Origin of the sequence: Pantoea dispersa, from assembly GCF_019890955.1 — a bacterium.
GTDB classification, from domain to species: Bacteria; Pseudomonadota; Gammaproteobacteria; order Enterobacterales; family Enterobacteriaceae; genus Pantoea; species Pantoea dispersa.
This window is the reverse complement of sequence record NZ_CP082347.1, coordinates 124,075-147,108: the sequence shown is the minus strand read 5'-3', so window position 1 is coordinate 147,108 and position 23,034 is coordinate 124,075. Positions and strand designations below refer to the sequence as shown.

The following is a 23,034-nucleotide window of genomic DNA, read 5'->3' as shown; positions in this document are numbered from 1 at the left end:
AGGGGGTCAGAATGACGATGGGCACTGTGTTTTGTAGTATACAAGAGACAGATCCCCCAAACAATAACGGGCCTGTTTGAGGGAACGTTGGGTTATGGGGTGAACAAGTATGTCTGCTGCTGGATATGCGCTGGATTAAGTGCCATGCCCATGCCGGGTCCCTGCGGTACCGGGATTAATCCGTTCTGCGGCACCAGCGGATCGCGCAGGAAGTACTGATGAATATCGTTCCATTTCACCAGATACTCCTGATAAGGCGTGTGGATCGGTGATTGCGTGGTGCTGAAATGGGCCGTCGCGATGCTGGAATGACCGTGCGGGATCACCTGCAGATCGTACAGGGTGGCGATAGCGGCAATTTTTAACGTTTCTGAAAGCCCACCGCACCAGTAAATATCGGGCTGAATCACATCCAGCGCCCCGGATTCAAAGAAGCGTTTGAAACCCCAGCGCGTGTACTCATGTTCGCCTCCCGCCATCGGGATGGACAGTTTGTCTTTGAGTCGTTGCATACTGCCGATTCTGTCGGCCATTACGCACTCTTCCAGCCAGCGCGGGCGATACGGCTCGATGCCTTTTGCCAGTTCAAGCAGATACGTCACATCCATCGACTGCCAGCAATCAAACATCAGATCGTAATCATCCCCTACGGCTTCGCGCAGCGTTTTTGCCAGTTCGATATTTTTCTTCAGCCCTTCCCTGCCGCTCATCGGGCCGTGGCGGAAAAACCATTTTTGTCCGCGATATCCCAGCGCCTTATACTCCAGCGCCCGCTCGTGCACCCGCGCCATATCCTGCACCGCAAAGCCCAGCATTGATGCGTACGCCGGTATTTCTTCCCGTAACGAACCGCCCAGCAGGCGAAACACCGGTTGCTGCATCCATTTGGCACGCAAATCCCACAAGGCACAATCCACCGCGCTGATCGCCAGCATGCCATCGCCCTGACGCCCATGAATCTGCGCACGGTACATCTGATCCCACAAACGCTCGGTGTCGCGCGGGTCCTGACCCAGCAACAACGGTCGCAGCTGGCCATGAATGATTGATGCAACGGCATGCGGCACCGGTCCTGCCAGCCCGTCCACGCCCTCATCAGAAACGATCTCAAGAAACACAGTGGTAATGGCAAAACCGTCTTCCAGCTGAACGCCACCGTCATGATTATTCACGGTACGAAACTGCGCATAGACATCGGTGGGACGCGCGAGACGCTCCTCCCAGAAATCACCCTCTCCCGGCATCACACCTTTCACCTGAAGTAACCGGACATCAATAATCTTCATACTACTGCCCCTCACGTTGTTCATTGCTGGCCTGGTAAGCCGGTAAACGCTGGCGACGAAAGATGAGGCTCAGGGTAATGATCGAGAGCATGGCCATCGCCGCCAGCCAGTAAAATCCGCCGTTATAACTGCCGCTGCGGTCGCGTATTACGCCGATGACCCACGGATTCACCACACTGGCAATACTGCCCAGCGCATTGATTAGGGCGAGGCCGCCCGCCACCACGGACGCCGGGATAAACTGCGCGGGTAATCCCCAGAACACCGGCATCGCGCCGAAAAAGCCAAATGCTGAACAGCACAAAAACATCATTTTCACCAGCGAGTTATCGAACCACGCGACGCATAACAGCCCGACAAAGGAGAAGATCAGCGCCAGATAATTGGCCAGCAGCCGTGACCCGGGACGATCGGCTATGCGTCCCAGCACCAGCATGCCGGCCAGACCAAATACGTAAGGGATGATGGTGATGAATCCGGTCTGAACATGACTTAAGCCGGTTTCGCTGATGATCAGCGGCAGGAAGGTGCTCACCGCGCCGTTGAGGTTCGCCAGTCCGTAATAGGTGAGGCTGAACAATAACACCAGCGGGCTGAACAGCGCTTTCAGCAGACCGCCATGGCCGCGCGACGGCAGTTTTTGCCGCTCAGCAGCCAGTGTTGTCACCAGCCAGTGCTGCTCATCTGCACTGAGGAAGCGGGCATCTTCCGGCCGATCGGGCAACGCAAAGGGGACGATCAATCCCAGCATAATCGCCGGAATGGCCTCCAGCAGAAACATCAGCTGCCAGCCGCGCAGCCCCAGCCATCCGTGCAGTTCTAACAACAGGCTGGAAACCGGCGTGCCGATAATCAGCGCAATCGGAATGCCGGTCATAAACGAGGCGATAATGCGTCCGCGCCACGCCACCGGAAACCACAGGGTGAGATAAAACACGATGCCGGGGAAGAAACCGGCTTCAGCGGCACCCAGCAGCGCGCGCATCACATAGAGGCTGTTTTCACTCCACACAAACATATGCGCACCGGAGATGATGCCCCAGGTCACCATAATGCGGGCGATCCACCAGCGCGCGCCCACCCTTTCCATTAGCAGATTGGAGGGCAGTTCAAGGATGGCGTAAGGCAGGAAAAACAGACCGGCGGCGAGGCCAAAACTGGCGGCGCTGATGCCGAGATCGGCATTCATGGTGAGGGCAGCCACGCCGATATTGGCGCGATCGATCACCGCAATCACGTAGCAGCCAATCAGGAGCGGAATCAGTCGCCACGACAGTTTACGGATCACCCGCTTTTCAATTTCAGTATCTGTACTTTGCATGGTCTTTCCCGATGTTGGTGTCATGGATAAAAAATGCACTTGTATACAAGTTCTGTTGTATACATCAACTGACCACTCTTCAATGGGCTGAGTAAGGAAATGAGATATGAAACGTTTCAGCGTGAAGCCGCTGGTAAACGTTTATAAGAGGGTTGAGCCGGGCGAAGATGAGCCAAAAACGTGGTGATTAATCGAAGTGAACAGAGTGCGCTGGCACACTCCGGGCAGGGTTATTTTATGCGCAGCCATTGTATGAACGCGCGCATGGCAGGTGACATGGCTTTACCTGCTATCCAGCAAAGTGAATAACCCGGGAATTCCATCTCCCAGGGTTGCAGAAGGCGACAAAGCTTGCCGGCGGCCAGCGATGCACTGACCCGTTCCGCCGTTAACTGAGCAATCCCTGCGCCAGCAATAGCGGCCTGCCGCTGCCTTTCGCGATCGTCTACCACCAGATTTCCATGCACGGGAATATCAAAAATTTTCCCCTCATTTAAAAACTGCCAGGGCTCTACCCTGCTACTTCCCGGCCAGCGCCAGCCGATGCAATTGTGATTGAGCAGATCTTCCGGGACTTCAACCGCACCATGCTTTGCCAGATATGCTGGCGCAGCGACCACAATCTGATGGAGCGGCTTGCCTAATGGAATAGCAACAAATCCCGGTTCCAGCACCTCGCCTAAGCGCAGTGATAAATCATAGCCACCGCGGCTCAGATCGACCGGCGCATCGCTGGTTGTGATATCCAGCTGCACGTTGGGATAATCAGTAAGAAACCCGGCAATATTGTGATCAAGAAACATTTCAGCACCCGATCGAAAAGCATGAACGCGAATCAGCCCCTTAATATCCTGGCTTCTGGCGTGTGCCTGCTGCAGGGTTTCATACAGATTAGCCATAATGGGTGCAGTCTGAAGAAACAGGGACTTGCCATCATCGGTAAGATATACCGCCCGGGTGGTCCGGTTCAGCAAACGTTGCCCGAGTTGTGCTTCCAGCGCGGTGATTTGCTGACTGACGGCTGACGCGGATACCCCTAGTATTTCCGCAGCGGCTCTGAAATTCAGTTGCTGAGCAACCACGACAAAAGCCCGTAAAGCCAGATACTCCGCGCTGTTAATCATTATTGATGTCCTTTATTAATTGCCACTTAACACACCATTAAGATACAGGAACTTCACGCCTGTAAGTATCTCGTTATAATCACTCAAATCATAATTAATAAATAATATTAGGAGCACTTTATGCTGCAGGAAAACCTTGAATTAGCGCAGAGATTACAAATTATCGAAGACAAACTGGCGATTTATGAATTGATTGCGTCACATCCTCCCAGCGCAGATACTGCAATGGCGGAATATACATTATCGGTTTATCTGGAAAAGAGTGAATTCAATCGCGGCCCTCATCTTGATGGCGCGGAGGGTGCAGAGGCGATAGCCGCCTTTATTTTGCGGCCTGAGCATGAGGAAGCACTGGCTAGCGGATTAGCACATTTTACCGGATTACCCCTGATTGATCTGCGCGGAGACAGCGCGGTAGTGACCTCTTATTTACAGTTAATTTATCTGGATGATAAAGGCGAATCACGTATGCTGGCCAATCACGGCAGCTCTCCTGGGTATCGCATACACCGTGTTGTCGTGAATCGCTGGGAGTTAAAACGCATTGCGGATCAATGGAAAATTCATCGCAGGACGTTGATTCCTGTGGACGGTAGCGGTTTATCACGCGCATTGCTTTCCCAGGGTCTGAAAGATGTATTCAGCCGACAATCACGATAATTAACGCGACAAGACAGCTATTGAGCCAGACCACGATGTGCAGCTACGTCATGAACGACAATCCGCTACGAGACTGGCGGCGCAGGTTGGTGTCCAGCATGGCAACGGTCTGGCTATTCCTTTCAGCCAAATCCTTTGGTGATGTACTTGCCAGTAACGTATGAAATTTATCAAAGCCGACATTCTTATCCTGTAGCAACGCAGCATATTTCCCTGTAAATCATCGCCTCACCAAAGAATATCATGTGCAGAATGCTATCAGCTTTAAGCATCAGCATAATGGGTTATTTCAGCCGCTGCGCCTTTTGACAGTCTCATACTCTAACGCTACGCTTAATTGCAAGGATATATGTCGCAAACTTGCGTAAAGATAAAATATTTCCTAAGGTGACCGCCTTTCAGCCTCTTATAGCTTTCATTTCCCTTTGTGAAGTGCCGGCTGCGAAAGCTATAAGATCGCTCCAATTTTACTCATGGGGAGTTTATGAGCACCGGAACGATGACCAATAAACCTGATTTGACCGTTGACGATATTACCGTCATTGACAACAAATTATTGAAACGCGCCGTAAGCGCCGCAGCGCTGGGTAATACCATGGAGTGGTTTGATTTCGGCGTTTATAGTTACCTTGCCGTGATTATCGGCCAGGTATTTTTCCCGGACGCCAGTAATACTGCGCAGCTTATTGCGTCGTTTGGTACTTTTGCGGCCGCGTTTTTAGTGCGCCCGATTGGCGGCATGGTATTTGGTCCACTCGGCGATCGCTTTGGCCGGCAGAAAGTGCTGGCCTTCACCATGATTATGATGTCGATTGGCACCTTCTGTATTGGCCTGATTCCCAGCTATGCCAGTATCGGTATTGCCGCGCCGATCCTGCTGTTGCTGGCGCGTCTGGTGCAGGGCTTTTCCACCGGCGGTGAATATGGCGGTGCCGCCACCTTTATTGCGGAATACTCCACCGACAAACGCCGCGGCTTTATGGGCAGCTTCCTGGAGTTTGGTACGCTCGCCGGTTATCTGCTGGGCGCCAGCCTGGTGACAGGTATGATTGCGCTGCTGCCGCATCAGGCGATGATGGACTGGGGCTGGCGCATTCCGTTCTTCCTGGCCGCGCCGCTGGGGCTGTTTGGCCTGTATATCCGCCTGAAGCTGGAAGAGACACCCGCGTTTAAAGAGCACATGGATAAGCGTGAAGAGGTCGAACATAACAAGCCGCAGCTCACGCTGTGGCAAATGCTGCGCACGCAGAGTAAGCCGCTATTGAAGTGTATTGGTCTGGTGCTGCTGTTTAACGTGTCTAATTATATGCTGACCGCCTATATGCCAAGTTATTTAACCGGCATTCTGGGGCTGAGCGAAATATCCGGTCTGCTGCTGGTGATGGTGGTGATGTTTATCATGATGCCGCTGACCTTAATGTGGGGCCATTTTACCGACCGCATCGGCCGTAAACCGGTGATTGGTTTCGGCGCACTGGGATTATTAGTGCTGGCGATCCCGGCGTTCATGCTGATTGGTTCTGGCAACATGCTATGGGTATTTGCCGGTCTGGCCGTGCTGGGCTTACTGCATACCTGCTTTAGCGGCACCATGCCAGCGACATTACCGGCACTGTTTGTCACCGATATTCGTTACAGCGCGCTGGCTATCGGCTTTAATTTGTCAGTCTCGCTGTTCGGTGGCACCACACCGTTAATTACCGCATGGCTGGTCGACACCACGCACAACACCATGATGCCGGCGTATTACATGATGGGTGCCGGCGTGATTGGTTTGTTAACAGTATTAACGCTGAGTGAGACAGCACGTAAGCCACTGAAAGGTTCATCCCCTGCGGTGGCGACCAAAGCCGAAGCGCATAAACTGATTGATAAACTGCGTAAACAGCGCAGCCGTAAAAAACAGCAGCCAGCATAATCCTCGCTGATATTCACATCAGGTGCGCTCAATGCGCACCTTTTTTGTGCCCTGCGTCAGACTTATAACTCAGATAATCGCCCCGGGCTGCGGTAGACTGCCCCTCTCTGACTGTTTTTTACTCATTAAGGGATAATGATGTCATCTGCCGTGGCTCCCGCCGTTAATCAAAAACGCGTACTGATTGCCGGATCCGTCGGCAATTTTATCGAGTGGTATGAATTCGCCGTATACGGTTTCATGGCCACGCTAATCGCTAAACATTTCTTCCAGCTGGAAGGAGAAAGCGCCCTCACCAGCCTGATCCTCACCTATGCGGCCTTTGCGGTGGCGTTCTTTTTTCGCCCGTTAGGGGCGGTGCTGTTTGGCCGCCTGGGCGATCGCTATGGCCGTAAACCGGTGCTGATCGCGGTGCTGGTATTGATGACGCTGGCCACCGTCGCCATCGGTCTGGTCCCGGTTTATGCCAGCATTGGCGTGGCTGCGCCGCTGCTGATTACACTGCTACGCATTTTGCAGGGACTGTTTGCGGGCGGAGAATACGGCGGTGCGGTCTCGCTGATGACCGAATCGGCGCCGCCCGGCAAGCGCGGATTTTATGGCGCGTGGCAGTCGCTAACGGTGGCGCTCGGACTGCTGGCGGGCGCGGGCGTGGTGGCAGTACTGCCGCTGCTGCTGGGCGATGCCGCCATGAACGCCTGGGGCTGGCGCATTCCCTTCCTGCTGGCGCTGCCGCTCGGCGCAGTGGCGCTGTGGCTGCGCACCGGCCTCGATGAATCACCGCAGTTCCGCCAGACACCGGCGGCACCGCAACAGCAGGCATCGCTGGGTGTCACGCTACGCGCTATCGGGCTGGGCATTGGGCGGCTAATGGTATGGTCGGCCGCCGGTTATACCTACCTGGTAATCATGCCTACCTATCTGCAGGCCGCGCTGCACACCGGCTTCAACCAGGCGCTGCTGATTGCGGTGATCTCTAACCTCGGCTTTGCCGCCACCATCCTGCCGGCCGGCATACTCAGCGATCGCTATGGCCGCCGCACAGTAATGCTGCTGGCGACGTTTTTGCTGCTGGTACTGGCTTTCCCGCTGCTGAAAGTTTTGCAGCATCCGGAGAGCGGTATGGCGATCAAAGCGCTGGTGGTATTTATCGCCGGTGCGCTGGTGGGCATACTGGCCGGACCGGGACCGGCGATGCTGGCCGAGATGTTCCCTACCCGCGTGCGTTACACCGGGCTGGGGCTGGCCTATTCGCTCTCCAACGCGCTGTTTTCCGGCTGCGCAGGTCTGATCATTACCGGCCTGATGAAGCAAACCGGCAACGCCGACATTCCCGCCTGGTATGTGATGGCCACCGCCGTAGTGAGTTTTGTCGCGCTGCTTTCGCTTAATAAGGACGATCACCGCAGACCCCTTTGAGAAAAAGCGTTTGTGCAGGTAAGCACCTGTCATTGGTCGCCATCAATGGCGACCCTACAGGGGCCGAAAGATTTTTTACAGGAGTGATGAATACATAAGCTTATTTATGTCTTAAATAACATAGAAAATAAAGCAAGATATGCCTGATATTTTATCCGACTCGAAAACAGTGCCATTATAAATAACAAAACCCCGGCACATCAGTGTGCCGGGGATAACCAACACTACCAGTTAAATTTATTACTATCTTCCCACTCTTTGACTTCTTTCTCTGCTTGATCTTTACCGTAGCCGTAGCGCTCCTGAATGCGGCCGACTAATTGATCGCGTTTCCCTTCGGCTACGTCTAAATCGTCATCTGTAAGCTGGCCCCATTTCTCTTTCACTTTTCCTTTGAACTGCTTCCAGTTTCCGCTGATACGATCTTCGTTCATCAGTGTTCTCCTCATTTAAGTGACAGTGCCGCCTGGCATTATTTCGCGCAGCGGTTAACTGCGCAGAGATAAGCGTAGCCTATGACTGAGATTAAAAGGTGCTTAAGCGAACAAATCGGAAAATTTACGTAACGGTACTGTTTAAAGCGCAGCGGGAATTAAATCTGAAAATATAGGCTATGATTTTTCAGGGTACTCAGTGATTTATCTGCGTACCCGTTTGCTACCAGGGCATTTAGTCTTTTGTATTCAGAGAGTAAATGGTTTTAAGGAACGCGAATCGCTTGATGTCGTCCATTCCCCGTGCGGGGCTTAACGAGGCAATAGAATGGAATCCACAACGTTGGAAAAATCCTGGGGTGCTGAAATCCTTGCTGACGGCAGCGTGCGGTTTCGCCTTTGGGCACCCGGTCAGCAGCAAATTACCCTTCACGCCGATGGTCAGCAGCATGCCATGCAGCGGCAGCAGGATGGCTGGTTCAGCCTGACGCTGCGCGGGCCTGGTCACGGCAGCGAATATCACTACGAGCTGGCCGATGGCAGCATGGTGCCCGATCCGGCCGCGCGGGCACAACGCGCCGATGTCAACGGCCCTTCTCTGGTTATCGACCCTCACCATTACGACTGGCAACAGCGTGACTGGCAGGGACGGCCGTGGCACGAAACGGTGGTCTACGAGTTGCACATCGGCACCTTTACCGCCGAAGGCACCTTCCGCGCGGCTATCGAAAAACTCCCCGCGCTGGCCGACCTCGGTATCACCATGATCGAAGTGCTGCCGGTATCGCAGTTTGGCGGCACGCGCGGCTGGGGCTATGACGGCGTTCTGCTGTATGCGCCGCACGCGGCGTATGGCTCACCAGATGATTTCAAAGCCTTTGTCGATGCCGCGCACGCATTGGGACTGTCGGTGGTGCTGGATATTGTGCTCAACCACTTTGGTCCGGAAGGCAATTACCTGCCGCTGCTGGCACCGGCCTTTTTCCACGAAGAGCGCATGACGCCGTGGGGCGCCGGGATTGCTTACGATGTTGATGCCGCGCGGCGTTATATCGTCGAAGCACCGCTCTACTGGCTGAAAGAGTTTAACCTCGACGGCCTGCGCTTCGATGCCATCGACCAGATTGAGGATACGTCCAGCAAGCATGTGCTGATCGAGATTGCCGAACGCATTCGCAGCGAAATCCACTCTCGCCCGATCCATCTCACCACCGAAGACAGCCGCAACGTGATCTTCCTGCATCCGCGCGATGCGGACGGTAACGCGCCACTGTTCAGCGGTGAATGGAACGACGATTTTCATAATGCCATTCACGTCTTTGCCACCGGCGAGACGCACGCGTATTACCAGGATTTTGCCGACGTACCGGAGAAATTAATCGCGCGCATTCTCACCGAGGGCTTTGCTTATCAGGGCGAGCTGTCACCACAGAGTGGCCAGCGGCGCGGCGTACCCAGCGCAGGCCAGCCGCCGGTCGCGTTTGTCGATTTCATCCAGAATCACGATCAGGTGGGCAATCGCGCCCAGGGCGAACGCCTGATTAACCTGGCCGGTACCGATCGCACCAAAGTGCTGCTCGCCACCCTGCTGCTGTCACCGCATATTCCGCTGCTGTTTATGGGCGAAGAGTACGGTGAAACCAACCCATTCCTGTTCTTTACCGATTTCCACGGCGATCTGGCGAAAGCGGTGCGCGAAGGACGTGCGCGCGAGTTTACCGGTCACGCCGGTCATGACGATACGGTACCGGATCCCAACGCTGAAGAGACCTTCACGCGTTCGAAACTGGACTGGCGCAAAGTGGAAAATCCCGCAGGCCAGGCGTGGCTGACGCTTACGCGCCAGCTGCTGGCGTTGCGCCAGCAGCACATCGTGCCGCTGCTGCCGGATGCCCACAGGCATAACGGCCAGGTGCTGCGCACCGCCCCAGGCTTTGTCGCCGTCTGCTGGCAGTTCCCGCAGGGCCAGCTGTCGCTGGCGCTGAATATTGGACAGCAGAGCCAGCCGCTGCCCGCTATGCCCGGCGAGACGCTCTTTGCGTGGCCACAGGAAAGCGGCGAGCTGCCGCAGCACTCTCTCATCGTGCGTCTGGCAAAAGGAGCAGCGCAATGAGCATTCCAACCGCAACCTACCGTATTCAGTTCCGTAACGGCATGACCTTTGACCGCGCAGCGCAGCTGGTGCCCTATCTGCAGCAGCTGGGCATCAGCCATCTTTATGCCTCGCCGATCTTTACCGCCACGCGCGACTCGACGCACGGCTATGATGTTACCGATGCCAATGAGATTGACCCGGCGATTGGCGGACGCGCCGGTTTTGACCGCCTCAGCGCGGCGCTGCAGCAGGCCGGGATTGGCCTGATCCTCGATATTGTGCCTAACCACATGGCGGCGTCGCTGGAAAATGCCTGGTGGCGCGATGTGATTGAACACGGGGAAGCCAGCCGCTTCGCACGTTACTTTGATATCGACTGGTCGCGCAGGCTGACGCTGCCGTTCCTCGGCGATGATTTTGACCGCGTGCTGGCCAATGATGAACTCAGCATTAAGGCCGATCCGCACAGCGGCAATCCGGCGCTGGTCTATTACGACAGTTACTATCCGCTGACGCCCGCCAGCTGGCAGCAGCGTAAAGACGAGGTGCTGGCGCTGCGCGATCGCGCGGCCATCGCGGAACTGCATGCGCAACAGCCATGGCAGCTGATGAACTGGCGTGAGGCGCGCAGCGCGCTCTCCTACCGCCGCTTCTTTGAAATTACCGGGCTGGTCGGCGTGCGCGTCGAAGATGAAGAGGTGTTCGCGGCGTCGCATCGCCTGATTCTCGAACTGGTACACAGCGGTGTGGTGAGCGGGCTGCGCGTCGATCACGTTGACGGGCTGGCCGATCCGCTCGGTTATCTGCAACAGCTGCGTCAGGCCGCAGGCGACGCGTGCTATATCACGGTGGAGAAGATTCTCGCTGACGGTGAGCAACTGCCCGCCGACTGGCCAGTGTCCGGCACCACCGGTTACGAGTTTATCGCCGCGCTGTCACATGCGCTGATTGATGATAATCAGATCGATATGCTGCATCTGGCCTATGAAGCGGTATCCGCTGAACGTAACGACGTGGCGGCTGGCCTGCGTGCGGCACGTGAACTGATGGTCGATCGCAACTTTGCCGGGGAATTCAGTCGCCTGCTGGCGCTGGCTACCGAGGCAGCCGATCTGGTGCATCGCAACTTCAGTGAGGCTGAGCTGCACGTGGCGCTGCGCGAACTGCTGATCGCCTTCCCGGTGTATCGCACCTACGGCCGGAAAGCCGGTATGCCGCTGGAAGGCGAAGCGTTGCTGTTACAGGTGCTGGAGCATGTTAAACACAGCGCCTCGCCTGCGGCGCTGAGCTTTTTGCAGGCATTACTGCTGGGGGCGATCACTGAACAGGGCGAGCAGGATGCGGCGGAATTCCGCGCCCGCTTCCAGCAGCTGACCGGCCCGCTGATGGCGAAATCGGTCGAAGACACGCTGTTTTTCCGCAATCACGTGGCGCTGGCGATCAACGAAGTGGGTGCCGAACCGCTGCCGCACGCGTTTTCGCTTGAACGCTTTCATCGCGAAATGCAAACCCGCCTGCAGCACCAGCCGGATGGGCTGTCGGGTACCTCCACGCACGATACCAAACGCGGTGAGGATGCACGTGCACGGCTGTATACCCTGAGTGAAGCGCCGGCGCTGTGGGCGGAGAATGTGACGCGCTGGCGCCAGATGAATCAGCCGCACGTGGTCACGCTGGCGGACGGCCCGGCGCCCGAACCGCCGGTTGAGTGGATGCTGTACCAGGCGCTGGCGGGCATCTGGCCCACCACGCTGCAGCCGGAGGACAAGGCGGCACTGGACGCGCTGCGCGATCGCTTTTTGCCATTTGTGGAAAAAGCCCTGCGCGAAGCGAAGTTACGCACCGACTGGGCGGACAGCAACGAAGCTTATGAAAATGCCGTGCTGGAGTATGCCCGCCAGCTGCTGTCACCCACCAATCCGGCGTTCCTGCAGGACTTCAGCCACGCACTGCAGCCGTTCATCCGGGCCGGACTGGTTAACAGCCTGAGCCAGACGGTGATCAAACTGACCGCGCCGGGCGTGCCGGATATTTATCAGGGCTGCGAAGCGCTGGATTTCAGCCTGGTCGATCCGGACAACCGACGCGAGCCGGATTTCGCTCAGTTGACGGCGCAGCTGGATGTCCACGCCGCGCCGGACTTCGCCAGCCAGCAGGACTGGCTGAGCGGCCGGCTGAAGCAGCAGATGGTTGCGCGCCTGCTGCATCTGCGCCGCGACCATGCGCAGCTGTTCCGCTTCGGTGATTATCAACCGCTCAGTGCATCGGGCGAACATGCGGAAAAAGTGATCGCCTTTGCCCGTCAGGACAGCGACTACGCGCTGCTGGTGATTACGCCACGACTGATTTTCAATGGTGCACAGTGGAGTCATACCCGACTGGCACTGCCGGAATCGCTGGCGCATCGCCACTATCGCAATGTGCTGACCGGCGAGACCGTAGTGATTAATGACGATATTACGCTGGACAATGTGAGTTATAGCGCGCCGCTGGTGCTGATTAGCCAGTAGCGTCCCCGATAAACCTGTTGTTTTACATGACTATCTATTCACTGGATGGAGAGGATTGAATGTCTAACGGTAAACCTTTAGAAATCACCGCTGGATCGGGGCACCAGCTCGGCGCCAACTTTGATGGGGACGGCGTCAATTTTGCGCTGTTTTCAGCACACGCGGAACGGGTCGAACTCTGTCTGTACGATGAGAGCGGTCAGCATGAAATCGCCCGCTTCGATCTGCCGGAATATACCCACGAAATCTGGCACGGCTACGTGCCCGGGCTGAAACCCGGCGCGCTGTATGGTTATCGCGTTCACGGACCGTTCGATCCGGAAAACGGTCATCGTTTTAACCCGAGCAAATTACTGATTGATCCCTACGCCCGCGAGCTGCAGGGCAACATCGACTGGAATGAAGCGCACTTCGCTTACGATTTACTGCACGAAGATAAAGATCTGACGCTGGATACCCGTGACAGCGCGCCGTTTACCCCTAAGTGCCGGGTGATTGACACTAATGAGTTTGACTGGCAGGACCATAACCGGCCCAGCATTCCGTGGTCCAGTACGGTGATTTATGAAACCCACGTCAAAGGTTTCACCCAGCTTAATCCGGCGATTCCGGCAGAGATGCGCGGCACCTATGACGGCATGAGCCACAAATCCACCGTCGACTACATCAAAAGCCTCGGCGTGACGTCAGTGGAATTGCTGCCGGTGCACTGGTTCCCGGACGACCAGCACCTGCTGGATCGCGGACTGAAAAACTTCTGGGGCTATAACTCGCTGGCCTTTTTTGCGCCTGCCAGCCGCTACTTCGGTCCGCGCGGTATTCAGGGCTTTCGCGACATGGTGCGCGCTTTCCACGATGCCGGCATCGAAGTGATTCTCGACGTGGTGTATAACCACACCGCGGAAGGCAACGAACTGGGGCCGACGCTGTCGTTTAAAGGGATTGATAACTTCTCCTACTACCGCACGCTGCCGGATCAGCACCGTTATTACATCAACGATACCGGCACCGGTAACACGGTGAATACCTCCCATCCGCGCGTGCTGCAGCTGGTGACGGATTCGCTGCGCTACTGGGCAGAATCGATGCATATCGACGGTTTTCGCTTCGACCTCGGCACCATTCTCGGTCGCGAGCCGGAAGGATTCGATCAGCGTGGCGGCTTCTTTGATGCCATGACGCAGGATCCGGTGCTTTCTAAACTGAAGCTGATCGGCGAACCCTGGGACATCGGCCCCGGTGGCTACCAGGTGGGTGGTTTCCCGCCCGGCTGGGCTGAGTGGAACGACAAATATCGCGACACGGTGCGTGAGTACTGGAAAGGCGACAACGTCTCAACCGACTTTGCCGCGCGCCTGCTTGGTTCCGGCGATCTGTACGATCAACGCGGCCGCCGCCCGTGGGCCAGCGTCAATTTTATCACCGCGCACGATGGCTTTACGCTGAACGATCTGGTCTCGTACAACGACAAGCACAACGATGCCAACGGGGAAGATAACAACGACGGCCATAACGATAACCGTTCATACAACTACGGTGCCGAAGGCCCCACCGACGACGAAGGCATCAACGCGGTGCGCGAGCGGCAGAAGCGTAACTTCCTCGCCACGCTGTTTTTCTCTCACGGCACACCGATGCTGCTGGCGGGCGATGAGTTTGGCCGCAGCCAGATGGGCAACAACAACGGCTATTGTCAGGACAGCGAGATTTCCTGGCTGCACTGGGAAGATCTGCCGGCTTCCGCTGATGCGTTACGCGATTTCACCCGTCAAATCATTGCACTGCGCGCACAGCAGCCGCTGCTGCGACGTGAAAGCTGGCGCGACGGCATGGAGATTAAATGGTTTAACGCTGGCGGCGGTTTCCAGCAGGCGGAACAGTGGGACGAGGGCTCGACGCTCGGCGTGTACATCGGGCGTCCGGATCTGCAAACCGAAGAGGGTATCTGGCACGATGTGCTGATGCTGTTCAATCCGTTTGAAGGCAATGTGCCGTTCCGCATCCCGCAGTTTGGCGAAGGCGGCTGGGTGCTGGAGCTGACCACCTCCGACAGCGCCAGCAAGGGATTAGTGATTACCAAAGAGAAGGATTTTGAGCTGGAGGGCCGCAGCCTGGCGCTATTCCGCCGACCGTGAGTGGAACGCGGGGTGCCGGTTTCCAGGTGCGCATGAATACGCACCCGACGGAAATCACGGGACATGCACTGTAGGGTCGCCGTTCACGGCGACCTTGTCGCATTCTGCACCCATCGTTAAACCTGCACCACCTCAGGGTCGCCGTTCACGGCGACCTGTTCCACGACCGGCTCCACTGTTAACCCGCCAGCCTCTTCTGCTACCCGGCGCTAAAATTTCATTAACTAAAAACCACAATCTGCCGATGTTCTTTAATCTGCCCTTGTACCCGCCGCGTCAGGCGTCGGGGTGCGTTTAGATTAAGGATAATAAGATGAACATCTCCCAACGATTGTTACTGACCTTTTCCATGCTGTTTGGCGCCATCATTCTGCAAGCCGTGCTCGCCATCTCACTGCTTTCCGGCTTTCAGGAGCGCTTTGAATATGTGCAAACCAACGCCATCCCTTCAATCAAAGACCTCAACACGTTGATTGATCGCAGCAACCAGCTGGCGCTGACGCTGTACAAACACCAGACCCAGTTGCAGGACAGCAACATGCCCGCCGTCGAAGCGGACATTGATAAACAGATCGGCGGGCTGAAATCGCTCACCGATTACTACATAAAGCATGATATCTCCAGCGAGGAAGATAAGCGCCTGACTGAGGTGGCCTTTAGCAATATTCAGCACGTGACTGAGCGGCTGCCCGCCTTTCTCAGTGCGTCGCGTGCACACCAGAATGCCATCAGCCTCGACCTGATTGAGGGCCAGAGCGGCATCGGTGCCGCCATTCGTCAGCTGATTGCCGATTATCAGAAACAGCTGATGCTGAACATCGCCATTGGCGACGAGTTACGCGCCACCAACCGCAGCACCTTCCATAATGTGTTGTGGACGACCATCAGCGGCGTGGTTGCAACGGTGCTGGTATTCGGTCTGTTCGCCCTGTTCACCGTACTGCGCATCCGCCGCAGCCTGGCGGATGTCGGCAAAGTGATGATGCGCGCCAGTGAAAATCTCGACCTGACGCTCAGCGCAGACGAAAGCCGTCGCGATGAGGTGGGCAATATGGCGCGCTCCTTTAATCAGCTGATGCGCAGCGTGGCCGGTTCGCTGAGTGCCGTGCGCAGCGCGTCGCATTCGGTGAGCAGCGCATCGGTGCAAATCGCCGCCGGCAATGAAGATCTCTCTGCGCGTACCGAACAGCAGGCCGCCTCGCTGGAGCAGACCGCGGCCAGCATGACTGAACTGAGTGAAACCGTACGTCAGACCGCCGATAACACGCGTCAGGCCAGCCAGCTGGCGGCTAACGCCAGTTCGCTGTCGGAAAAAAGTGGTACCTCGCTCAGCACCATGCTCTCGACCATGGATGACATTCGTGGCAGCTCGCGCAAGGTCACGGACATCGTCTCAATGATCGAAGGCATCGCTTTCCAGACCAATATCCTGGCGCTCAACGCGGCAGTCGAAGCCGCACGCGCCGGTGAGCACGGCAAGGGCTTTGCGGTGGTGGCGGGTGAAGTACGCAGCCTGTCGCAGCGATCAACCTCGGCCGCACGCGAAATCAAAGGACTGATTGAAGAGTCGCATCGACTGACCGAAGCCGGGGCCGCCCAGGCCAGCGACGTCAGCAGCAACATGCAGGTGATGAATGACGCTATCCATCAGGTCAGCGAACTGATGAGCGAAATCGCCGCAGCCGCGGTTGAGCAGAGTCAGGGCATTAGCCAGGTACAGCAGGCGGTGAATCAGATGGATGATGTGACGCAGCAGAACGCCGCGCTGGTGGAGCAGGCCTCAGCCGCGTCGCAATCGCTGCAGGAGCAGGCCCAGACGCTCAACCAGCTGGTGACCCGCTTCGTGCTGGCGGAATCCGGCACAACGCCGATCATCAAGCCTGCGCCGGCGAGCCATAAAGCGCCACAGCCGGGACGCCTGGCACTGGCCAGCGATGCCGACTGGCAGAGTTTCTAATCCCTTTGCCCTCCGCGTCGTCGCGCGGAGGGGCTTTCTCCCACTGACGAACTCCCCCGGCGAGCTGGCGCGAGCGACATTGCCTCAACGAGCGCCAGCAAAACTGCTATTCTGTGAACCATGCTAACGGTCATCAGCAACGAAAGCGTTTCACCTCCGCATGCCCGCCGCTCCCTAAAGGAACCTTATGCACCCTCAGCAACAGACACGCGGTAAATGGGCCATCTTTGGCCTGATGTTTATCCCTGGCTTTACCTGGGCTTCCTGGGTCAGCCGCACGCCCTTTATGCGCGATGTGCTGCACGCCTCGACGGAAATGATGGGTCTGATTCTGTTTGGCTTCTCCTGTGGCTCCATGCTGGGCGTGCTGCTGGCCGGTAAGCTGGTCGCGCACTTTGGCACCAGCCGGGTGATGCGCTCGGGTTACCTGATCCTGCTCGGTGGCCTGGTGCTGATGACTGTCGCGTTAACGCTCGCCAGTAGCGGGCTGGTGTTTACCAGTCTGGTGTTGCTGGGCGGCGGAACCGCGCTGATGGATGTGGTGGTTAATGTCGAAGGGGCAGCGTTTGAGCGGCGCATCGGCAAGTCAATCATGACCATCATTCACGGCTTCTTCAGTTTCGGCACGCTGATCGGCGCACTGGCGGGGCTGGCCATGACCGCAGCCGATATCAGCACCCACTGGCACTTTAGCGTGGTGCTGCTGGTTAACCTGCTGATTGCCGCCCTGGCGCTGCGCCATCTGCCCGCCACCAGCGACAGCGAACGCAGCGAACAGCCGCATCACGGCGGCTTTCTGGCCCAGGTTGGACGTGAACTGCGTGACCGCCAGCTGCTGGTGCTCGGCGTGGTGATTCTGGCGATGGCGCTGGCGGAAGGCTCGGCTAACGACTGGCTGCCGTTACTGATGATCGACGGCCATAACCTCAATCATACCCAAAGCACGCTGGTCTACGCGGGCTTCACCGCTGGCATGACGCTGGGGCGCTTTCTCGGTGGGCTGGTGGTTGATCGTCTGGGCCGCGTCTGGGTACTGCGCGCCAGCGCTTTCTCCGCCGCGCTGGGGCTGACGCTGGTGATTTTCTCCGATAACCCATGGCTGGCGGCGGCGGCCGTGCTGTTCTGGGGCGTCGGCGCGTCGCTCGGCTTCCCGCTAACGGTCTCGGCGGCGGGCGATGGCCATAACAGCGCGGTGCGCGTCACGATTGCCGCCACGCTGGGCTATCTGGCGTTTCTGGTCGGCCCGCCCGGACTGGGCTTTATCGGCGAACATGCCGGATTGCGCATGGCGATGCTGCCGGTACTGATCATGGTGCTGCTGGCGCTGGTGTGCGCCGGTGCGGCTGGCCGCCCGCGTCAGGCAAAAACACCGGCGGAACAATAAATCTCAGGGCACGCGCCAGCTGCCCTGCCAGCCATCCGCAGTGGCCTCAAATCGCGCGCGTTGATGGGGCTCGCGGCTGACATCCAGCCACTCCACGCTATGCAAGGTGATCTGCACCAGCGCGAAGTGCTCGTCGGGCCCGGTGCCCGCCTTTTGCGCGCTGGCAGGCAGTGCGTCATCAGGATGAGCAATCACGCTGCCCGGCCTGACCGGTGACTGAAACAACGCGTGCGAATGCGGGCGCAATGCATGCCAGGCTGCGGCACGCTGTTGTGCATCGTCAACGCGCTGAGCCGTGCCTGCCAGCCTGAGCTGAACGCGCCTGGCGGCATCATAAGCCAGTAACGCCACCTGCGGCTGGGCTGCAATATCCTGCATTTTGGCGCTGCGCCGATCGGCGGTAAAACGCAGGGCCGGCAGCGCGGGCAAAAACTGCCGTATCACCACGGTGCGCATGCTGGGCTGGCCGTCAGCGGTCACCGTTGCCAGCTGCATCAGGGTGAAAGCCGAACGCGATGTGGTGACTGTGCTAAGCAGCTGCCAGATGGCTTGCAGGCGGTCGTCGAGCGAGATCATGATTCCCTTCCTTAGCGGGCGTGAAGCGGGTTGCTGCCCGCACGTTTCAGCGCCGACAGCGCCAGCGCGCTGAGCAGTAACCCAATGACGATCAGCAGCGCGTAGCTTAGCCACTGCAGCAGCAGAATGCCCAGCACGCCGCCAGCGAGAAACGCCAGCACGGTGTAGCAATGCAGTTTTAGCCGCTCAATGTACAGCGGCGCGTCTTTTGGTGACTCTTTGCGACGCAGCACGTCGAAGAGCATCGCCAGCTCAATGCCGATATCGGTTGACGTGCCGGAAACGTGCGTCGTGCGCACGCGGGCATTGGAGATGCGCGTTACCACCGCATTTTGCAGGCCCATCAGAAAGCTCAGGCTGAGAATCAGTAACACGCCGCCCTCGCTGAAATGAAAGCCGCTTTCGACAATCCCCAGTACCAGCAACGCTATGCCCTCCAGCAGAATATTGATGGCGTAGATGCCGCGTATCTGCCGCCTGCGGCCGGAATTGATGATCAGCGTCGAGACCGACGAACCGGCGATGAATAACAGCACAATCAGCAGGAAGAACAGCCCGATATGCAGATTGGCTTTCGCCAGATGATCGGACAGGGATGAGACGTTACCGGTCATGTTGGCGGAGAAGAAACCAACCGTTTCGAACGCCGCAGTGTTCAGTGCGCCCGCCACGGCGGCCAGCGTCGCCGCCAGGCGGATGTCGGTGTTGAAAGTGCGCGTATCCTCAGTGGAGATCAGCATGAAAAGGTCCTGGCCCGGCAAAAGGTTTATCATCCTCCGGCGGTCAAAAATTCTCAACTAGCTGGGCTGAACATTAACGCGGCTCGCTGTCGATCAGTGCACGCCGGGCCAGGCGTTTGTGCAGGATTTGACCCTGTCACCGATAAGCCGGATAATTTGGAAACGATTCATTCTAAATAGCACGCATTATGACCAGTAAACCCAATCCGGCGCCGGCTGCCAGAGAGCGCGGCAGACCGCGCAACTTTGATATCGACGAAGCGCTCGACAGCGCTATGATCGTGTTCCGCCAGAAGGGTTTTCATGCGGCCTCGATTGCCGATTTAGGTGAAGCGATGAACCTGACGGCGGGCAGTATCTATAAAGCGTTTCAGGATAAACGTTCCCTGTTTCTGCGGGTGTTTGAGCGCTACATCCTGCTGCGCAATGTGGACCTGCGCACCCGTTTGCAACAGTACCCGACCGGCCGGGCGCGCATTGCTGAGCTGTTGCAGTTTTATCTCGACTCAGCCAGCGAGATCGAGGGCAGACGCGGCTGCCTGGTGGTTGGCAGTACCGTGGAACTGCAAACGCTGGATGAAGAGTTATCCCAGCTGGTGCGTGAAGCGGTATTACGCAACCGCAACTTCCTGACTTCGCTGGTTGAGCAGGGGCAAGAGGACGGATCGATTTCGCCACGACTGGATGCCGACACCGCCGCCGGACTGCTGCTTTGCGTGGCATTTGGTATGCGTGTGGTAGGCAAAATTCAGGATGTGACTAATGGCAAAGAAACCATTAATATGGTGCTCAGCATTCTGGACTGATTCGTCTGGCCTATTAGGAAATAGGCGTTTCCTAATTAATATTCGCCGCGATAACTTTCTAAACCCTGGAATCGCGCGCTTAATAATATTTATCAGTCAGTAACATATTACTTAGATTTATGTTTATTTGTTCCGGGGTTGAGTGAAGCACGATGAATTAGAAGATGCCGATGAGATCTATCTTTTATTGGGCAAAGTCGTCACACAGATTGTACAACCGGGTGAAACCTTATCTGTTCAGCAAATAATTGGCGCGCTGTATCGCACGGGCTTGCGCTCTGAGAATCCGGCCATCCAGCAGGCCTGCGATAATGCGATCAGGCTGCTGGCCAAAAAGCTGAATTAACGCACTGCTATCAGGGTAATGATGATGCGATACGATCCTTTTCATAATAATTCTGAAGATGCATTACCATGGACTGGTGGATCGCTGCAGGCAAAGCAGCATGAGTTACTTGGCACGCTGGTGCAGGAAATTTTGTGTAGCGGCAAGTTGCTGAACCGAAAAACCCTGTTTGTCGCGCTAATAGCACGTCTCGACCAGTGCGACGATGTGATATTGAAAACGCATTACGAGGCTATTTTTTCTCTGCTGCTTGGTCGCCTGGCCGCTGAGTAATATCGCAACGCTATCCTGCCTTCCCAATATACGCGGCGAAACACATTAGCCGCGCCTGGTAATTTCCTCCTCATCAATTGCACGTTAAACCGCATTAATTGTGCAAAGAAAGCGGGTCAGGTCAGACCAGAATCCGGATTTTGTTCTACGCTTATAGCTGGACTTCAGACCAATCAGGGAAATTACTATGAAGAAACTGACTGTAGCGGCTGTGTTATTGACATCGATTTTTGCCATCGCCGGCTGTTCATCGAATCAGGCGATTAAAACCACCGACGGACGCACTATCGTCACCGATGGTAAGCCACAGGTGGATAGTGATACTGGCCTGGTCTCATATAAAGATGCGCAAACCGGTAAAACAGAACAGATTAACCGTGACCAGATCACCAATATGAGTGAACTGAACAACTGATCTACTCGATAGGGAGAGCGACATGAAAAAAGTGATTTTGTTACCACTGGCAGCCATTGTGGCATTGAGCGCCCTGACCGGCTGTACCCGTACCAGCTACGCCATTCATACCAATGATGGCCGTACCATTGTCAGCGATGGTAAACCGCAGGAAGCGGAAAGCGGACTGCTCGGCTACGTTGATGCCAATGGTGTCAAACAGCAGATCAACAAAGCGGATGTTAAAGAGGTCTCTGAGATTCCGCATTAATCGGTTCTTATCAAGCCCGCGCAGCGGGCTTTTTTGTGCCAGAACTTTGTGATTGAACCCATACGCAGGGCCGTCGTAGGAGAGCAATCCGGTCCAACGCGGCGCCTTTGGTCAGGGACGCACGACGGTGAGTTTAAACGGCCCGCTGTTTTTCGCAGCATACGCGACTGAATCATTCACTCTCTCAAGCGGAAACTCGGTTACGTCATAGTGGCTGAGATCAAGCAGTCCCGCGCGTATAAGGCCGCAGAGCGTATGGACTGCCGAAGGTTCATACATCCACTGCCCTTTTACGGTAATGAGGTTACGCATTATCCAGGGATAAGGTAGCGAAAGATCGTCCCCACCCAGCATGCCAACACCGCCCATAAGGACTGCACGACCATAAGGTCTGACTGACATAATCGCATTCCGGGCGACAGAGGCCTGCGCAGACGGCGGAAGGAAATCAAGGACCGCATCAATGGATCCCCCGGCCATGTGCTTCATGGCAGCAATATCGATCTCTGCTGTACCTGTGAGCTTTACTGTTTCCACACGCGATCCAAAACGTTTTTTCAAATCGTTCAGCACCCGTTCATTACGGCCCGGTGCGATGACTTTATGGGCTCCCATGGCCAGGGCAGCAAGCACAGCGGAGCTGCCGAAATTACCGGTTGCGCCACTGACCAGCAGGCGCTCTCCCGCTTTCAAATCCATAGATAACAATCCGCCATAGGCTATAAGCAGCGTATTGATGGCACACCATCGCCCCGCATCTGCAGGCGATATGTCGCCAATGGGCACTGCGTTTTCAGTCGGAATGCGTATTTGTTCAGCAAGACTGCCATTCAGGTGATATTGCTGGATTTTTTGTCCTCCTTCACCACGGGCACTCCATCCCTGAAGGACAATTTCTGGCGACAGCGCGTTGTCACGGGAACGCACCGTCGGATCGCAGAATACCCAGTCTCCTGGTTTCAGCCAGGCTGAGTCAGGGCCGGTCTGGCGAACCTTTCCGATGGCACCACAGCCCGGGATGACCGGCACAGGTAAAAGATATTTTCTTTCCCCACTCAGTACTTCATTCGTGTAGGAAAGAACGGGCGCCGCAACCACATCGACAATGACTTCCCCGGTTCCCATCACCGGTGCAGGCACATTCTTAACGTCCAGCGGACGGCCAAAGGCAGTAAGCACAGCAGCTTTCATGGTCATATTCTCCTGAGGGCATAGAACAATATGAAACCATCATAGGGCGACCAAAAACGGCGTAAAATACACTAGTTTTATACAGGTATAATTTACTACCAGGTTCAAAAAATGGTTAAGAATACTGAGCTCAGCCAGTTTTTACGTTCACGACGTGCAAGGGTGAAGCCTGAGCGTCCCCCTCTGCCGGGCCT

Annotated in this window: 20 protein-coding genes and 1 pseudogene; 14 read left to right on the top strand and 7 right to left on the bottom strand. The window is 56.4% G+C overall.

What is annotated here, in order from left to right; genetic code table 11:
• Window positions 1-92: 92 nt before the first annotated feature.
• The 3 genes from K7H94_RS19445 to K7H94_RS19435 form a co-directional block, all read right to left on the bottom strand.
• Window positions 93-1,286, bottom strand: a complete 1,194-nt coding sequence (locus K7H94_RS19445; RefSeq protein ID WP_222952298.1) for an enolase C-terminal domain-like protein — start codon at window positions 1,284-1,286, stop codon at window positions 93-95.
• A gap of 1 nt (window position 1,287) precedes the next feature.
• Window positions 1,288-2,607: an MFS transporter gene (locus K7H94_RS19440; protein ID WP_222952297.1), complete on the bottom strand. Its 1,320-nt coding sequence runs from the start codon at window positions 2,605-2,607 to the stop codon at window positions 1,288-1,290.
• Between the two features lie 230 nt (window positions 2,608-2,837).
• Window positions 2,838-3,731 (bottom strand): LysR family transcriptional regulator, encoded by an 894-nt coding sequence (locus tag K7H94_RS19435; RefSeq protein WP_222952296.1) that lies wholly within the window; start codon window positions 3,729-3,731, stop codon window positions 2,838-2,840.
• A 120-nt stretch (window positions 3,732-3,851) separates the two neighbouring features.
• On the opposite strand from K7H94_RS19435, the gene K7H94_RS19430 reads away from it, so the two are divergent.
• The 4 genes and pseudogenes from K7H94_RS19430 to K7H94_RS23325 all read left to right on the top strand — a co-directional run bounded on the left by K7H94_RS19430 (window position 3,852) and on the right by K7H94_RS23325 (window position 7,728).
• Window positions 3,852-4,391, top strand: coding sequence for a nuclear transport factor 2 family protein (locus K7H94_RS19430; protein ID WP_150059093.1), 540 nt, complete (start codon window positions 3,852-3,854; stop codon window positions 4,389-4,391).
• Between the two features lie 484 nt (window positions 4,392-4,875).
• Entirely contained in the window at window positions 4,876-6,309 is a 1,434-nt protein-coding gene (gene proP / locus K7H94_RS19425; protein ID WP_222952295.1) for a glycine betaine/L-proline transporter ProP, read from the top strand.
• Window positions 6,310-6,444: 135 nt separating this feature from the next.
• Window positions 6,445-7,122 (top strand): annotated as a pseudogene (locus K7H94_RS23330) (MFS transporter); the annotation flags it as partial.
• A gap of 57 nt (window positions 7,123-7,179) precedes the next feature.
• Entirely contained in the window at window positions 7,180-7,728 is a 549-nt protein-coding gene (locus tag K7H94_RS23325) for an MFS transporter (RefSeq protein WP_420874738.1), read from the top strand.
• Between the two features lie 224 nt (window positions 7,729-7,952).
• Here the strand turns inward: K7H94_RS23325 and K7H94_RS19415 are convergent, their stop codons facing one another.
• Complete coding sequence (locus K7H94_RS19415; RefSeq protein WP_021509571.1) at window positions 7,953-8,162, bottom strand: CsbD family protein; 210 nt, start codon at window positions 8,160-8,162, stop codon at window positions 7,953-7,955.
• A 328-nt stretch (window positions 8,163-8,490) separates the two neighbouring features.
• On the opposite strand from K7H94_RS19415, the gene treZ reads away from it, so the two are divergent.
• The 5 genes from treZ (at window position 8,491) to K7H94_RS19390 (ending at window position 18,243) form a co-directional block, all read left to right on the top strand.
• A complete protein-coding gene (gene treZ, locus K7H94_RS19410) occupies window positions 8,491-10,275 on the top strand; it encodes a malto-oligosyltrehalose trehalohydrolase (RefSeq protein ID WP_222952293.1) in 1,785 nt (594 codons plus the stop codon).
• Window positions 10,272-12,767: a malto-oligosyltrehalose synthase gene (treY, locus tag K7H94_RS19405; protein ID WP_222952292.1), complete on the top strand. Its 2,496-nt coding sequence runs from the start codon at window positions 10,272-10,274 to the stop codon at window positions 12,765-12,767. The genes treZ and treY overlap by 4 nt, the downstream gene beginning before the upstream one ends.
• Before the next feature lie 59 nt (window positions 12,768-12,826).
• Complete coding sequence (glgX, locus tag K7H94_RS19400) at window positions 12,827-14,902, top strand: glycogen debranching protein GlgX (RefSeq protein ID WP_104093542.1); 2,076 nt, start codon at window positions 12,827-12,829, stop codon at window positions 14,900-14,902.
• A gap of 313 nt (window positions 14,903-15,215) precedes the next feature.
• Complete coding sequence (locus tag K7H94_RS19395) at window positions 15,216-16,859, top strand: methyl-accepting chemotaxis protein (protein WP_141496084.1); 1,644 nt, start codon at window positions 15,216-15,218, stop codon at window positions 16,857-16,859.
• A gap of 187 nt (window positions 16,860-17,046) precedes the next feature.
• The gene (locus K7H94_RS19390; RefSeq protein WP_222952291.1) at window positions 17,047-18,243 is read left to right on the top strand and encodes an MFS transporter; all 1,197 of its coding nucleotides are present in this window, start codon (window positions 17,047-17,049) and stop codon (window positions 18,241-18,243) included.
• Window positions 18,244-18,246: 3 nt separating this feature from the next.
• Here the strand turns inward: K7H94_RS19390 and K7H94_RS19385 are convergent, their stop codons facing one another.
• On the bottom strand, window positions 18,247-18,819 hold the full coding sequence (locus tag K7H94_RS19385; RefSeq protein ID WP_222952290.1) for a pyridoxamine 5'-phosphate oxidase family protein: 573 nt from the start codon (window positions 18,817-18,819) through the stop codon (window positions 18,247-18,249).
• Between the two features lie 11 nt (window positions 18,820-18,830).
• Window positions 18,831-19,559: a YoaK family protein gene (locus K7H94_RS19380; RefSeq protein ID WP_010615793.1), complete on the bottom strand. Its 729-nt coding sequence runs from the start codon at window positions 19,557-19,559 to the stop codon at window positions 18,831-18,833.
• A 188-nt stretch (window positions 19,560-19,747) separates the two neighbouring features.
• Here K7H94_RS19380 and K7H94_RS19375 point away from each other — a divergent pair, with 188 nt between their 5' ends.
• From K7H94_RS19375 to K7H94_RS19355, 5 genes are all read left to right on the top strand, one after another.
• Window positions 19,748-20,365 carry a TetR/AcrR family transcriptional regulator gene (locus K7H94_RS19375; RefSeq protein WP_058775115.1) on the top strand — a complete coding sequence of 206 codons (618 nt, stop codon included), beginning with the start codon at window positions 19,748-19,750 and terminating at the stop codon, window positions 20,363-20,365.
• 142 nt (window positions 20,366-20,507) lie between these two features.
• Window positions 20,508-20,711, top strand: coding sequence for a hypothetical protein (locus tag K7H94_RS19370; RefSeq protein WP_021508701.1), 204 nt, complete (start codon window positions 20,508-20,510; stop codon window positions 20,709-20,711).
• Between the two features lie 18 nt (window positions 20,712-20,729).
• Window positions 20,730-20,984, top strand: coding sequence for a biofilm development regulator YmgB/AriR family protein (locus K7H94_RS19365; RefSeq protein WP_125310694.1), 255 nt, complete (start codon window positions 20,730-20,732; stop codon window positions 20,982-20,984).
• 187 nt (window positions 20,985-21,171) lie between these two features.
• Window positions 21,172-21,399 carry a YgdI/YgdR family lipoprotein gene (locus tag K7H94_RS19360; protein ID WP_021508703.1) on the top strand — a complete coding sequence of 76 codons (228 nt, stop codon included), beginning with the start codon at window positions 21,172-21,174 and terminating at the stop codon, window positions 21,397-21,399.
• Window positions 21,400-21,421: 22 nt separating this feature from the next.
• Window positions 21,422-21,649: a YgdI/YgdR family lipoprotein gene (locus K7H94_RS19355; RefSeq protein WP_021508704.1), complete on the top strand. Its 228-nt coding sequence runs from the start codon at window positions 21,422-21,424 to the stop codon at window positions 21,647-21,649.
• A gap of 111 nt (window positions 21,650-21,760) precedes the next feature.
• Here the strand turns inward: K7H94_RS19355 and K7H94_RS19350 are convergent, their stop codons facing one another.
• Window positions 21,761-22,840 (bottom strand): zinc-binding dehydrogenase, encoded by a 1,080-nt coding sequence (locus K7H94_RS19350; RefSeq protein ID WP_222952289.1) that lies wholly within the window; start codon window positions 22,838-22,840, stop codon window positions 21,761-21,763.
• Window positions 22,841-23,034: the final 194 nt, after the last annotated feature.

Coding starts and splice junctions, on each gene's coding strand:
- treZ (WP_222952293.1), top strand. CDS start 8,491: ATGGAATCCACAACGTTGGAAAAATCCTGGGGTGCTGAAATCCTTGCT.
- K7H94_RS19395 (WP_141496084.1), top strand. CDS start 15,216: ATGAACATCTCCCAACGATTGTTACTGACCTTTTCCATGCTGTTTGGC.
- K7H94_RS19380 (WP_010615793.1), bottom strand. CDS start 19,559: ATGCTGATCTCCACTGAGGATACGCGCACTTTCAACACCGACATCCGC.
- K7H94_RS19355 (WP_021508704.1), top strand. CDS start 21,422: ATGAAAAAAGTGATTTTGTTACCACTGGCAGCCATTGTGGCATTGAGC.
- glgX (WP_104093542.1), top strand. CDS start 12,827: ATGTCTAACGGTAAACCTTTAGAAATCACCGCTGGATCGGGGCACCAG.
- K7H94_RS19360 (WP_021508703.1), top strand. CDS start 21,172: ATGAAGAAACTGACTGTAGCGGCTGTGTTATTGACATCGATTTTTGCC.
- K7H94_RS23325 (WP_420874738.1), top strand. CDS start 7,180: ATGGTATGGTCGGCCGCCGGTTATACCTACCTGGTAATCATGCCTACC.
- K7H94_RS19440 (WP_222952297.1), bottom strand. CDS start 2,607: ATGCAAAGTACAGATACTGAAATTGAAAAGCGGGTGATCCGTAAACTG.
- K7H94_RS19445 (WP_222952298.1), bottom strand. CDS start 1,286: ATGAAGATTATTGATGTCCGGTTACTTCAGGTGAAAGGTGTGATGCCG.
- K7H94_RS19365 (WP_125310694.1), top strand. CDS start 20,730: ATGATGATGCGATACGATCCTTTTCATAATAATTCTGAAGATGCATTA.
- K7H94_RS19415 (WP_021509571.1), bottom strand. CDS start 8,162: ATGAACGAAGATCGTATCAGCGGAAACTGGAAGCAGTTCAAAGGAAAA.
- K7H94_RS19430 (WP_150059093.1), top strand. CDS start 3,852: ATGCTGCAGGAAAACCTTGAATTAGCGCAGAGATTACAAATTATCGAA.
- K7H94_RS19435 (WP_222952296.1), bottom strand. CDS start 3,731: ATGATTAACAGCGCGGAGTATCTGGCTTTACGGGCTTTTGTCGTGGTT.
- K7H94_RS19350 (WP_222952289.1), bottom strand. CDS start 22,840: ATGAAAGCTGCTGTGCTTACTGCCTTTGGCCGTCCGCTGGACGTTAAG.
- proP (WP_222952295.1), top strand. CDS start 4,876: ATGAGCACCGGAACGATGACCAATAAACCTGATTTGACCGTTGACGAT.
- K7H94_RS19385 (WP_222952290.1), bottom strand. CDS start 18,819: ATGATCTCGCTCGACGACCGCCTGCAAGCCATCTGGCAGCTGCTTAGC.
- K7H94_RS19390 (WP_222952291.1), top strand. CDS start 17,047: ATGCACCCTCAGCAACAGACACGCGGTAAATGGGCCATCTTTGGCCTG.
- treY (WP_222952292.1), top strand. CDS start 10,272: ATGAGCATTCCAACCGCAACCTACCGTATTCAGTTCCGTAACGGCATG.
- K7H94_RS19375 (WP_058775115.1), top strand. CDS start 19,748: ATGACCAGTAAACCCAATCCGGCGCCGGCTGCCAGAGAGCGCGGCAGA.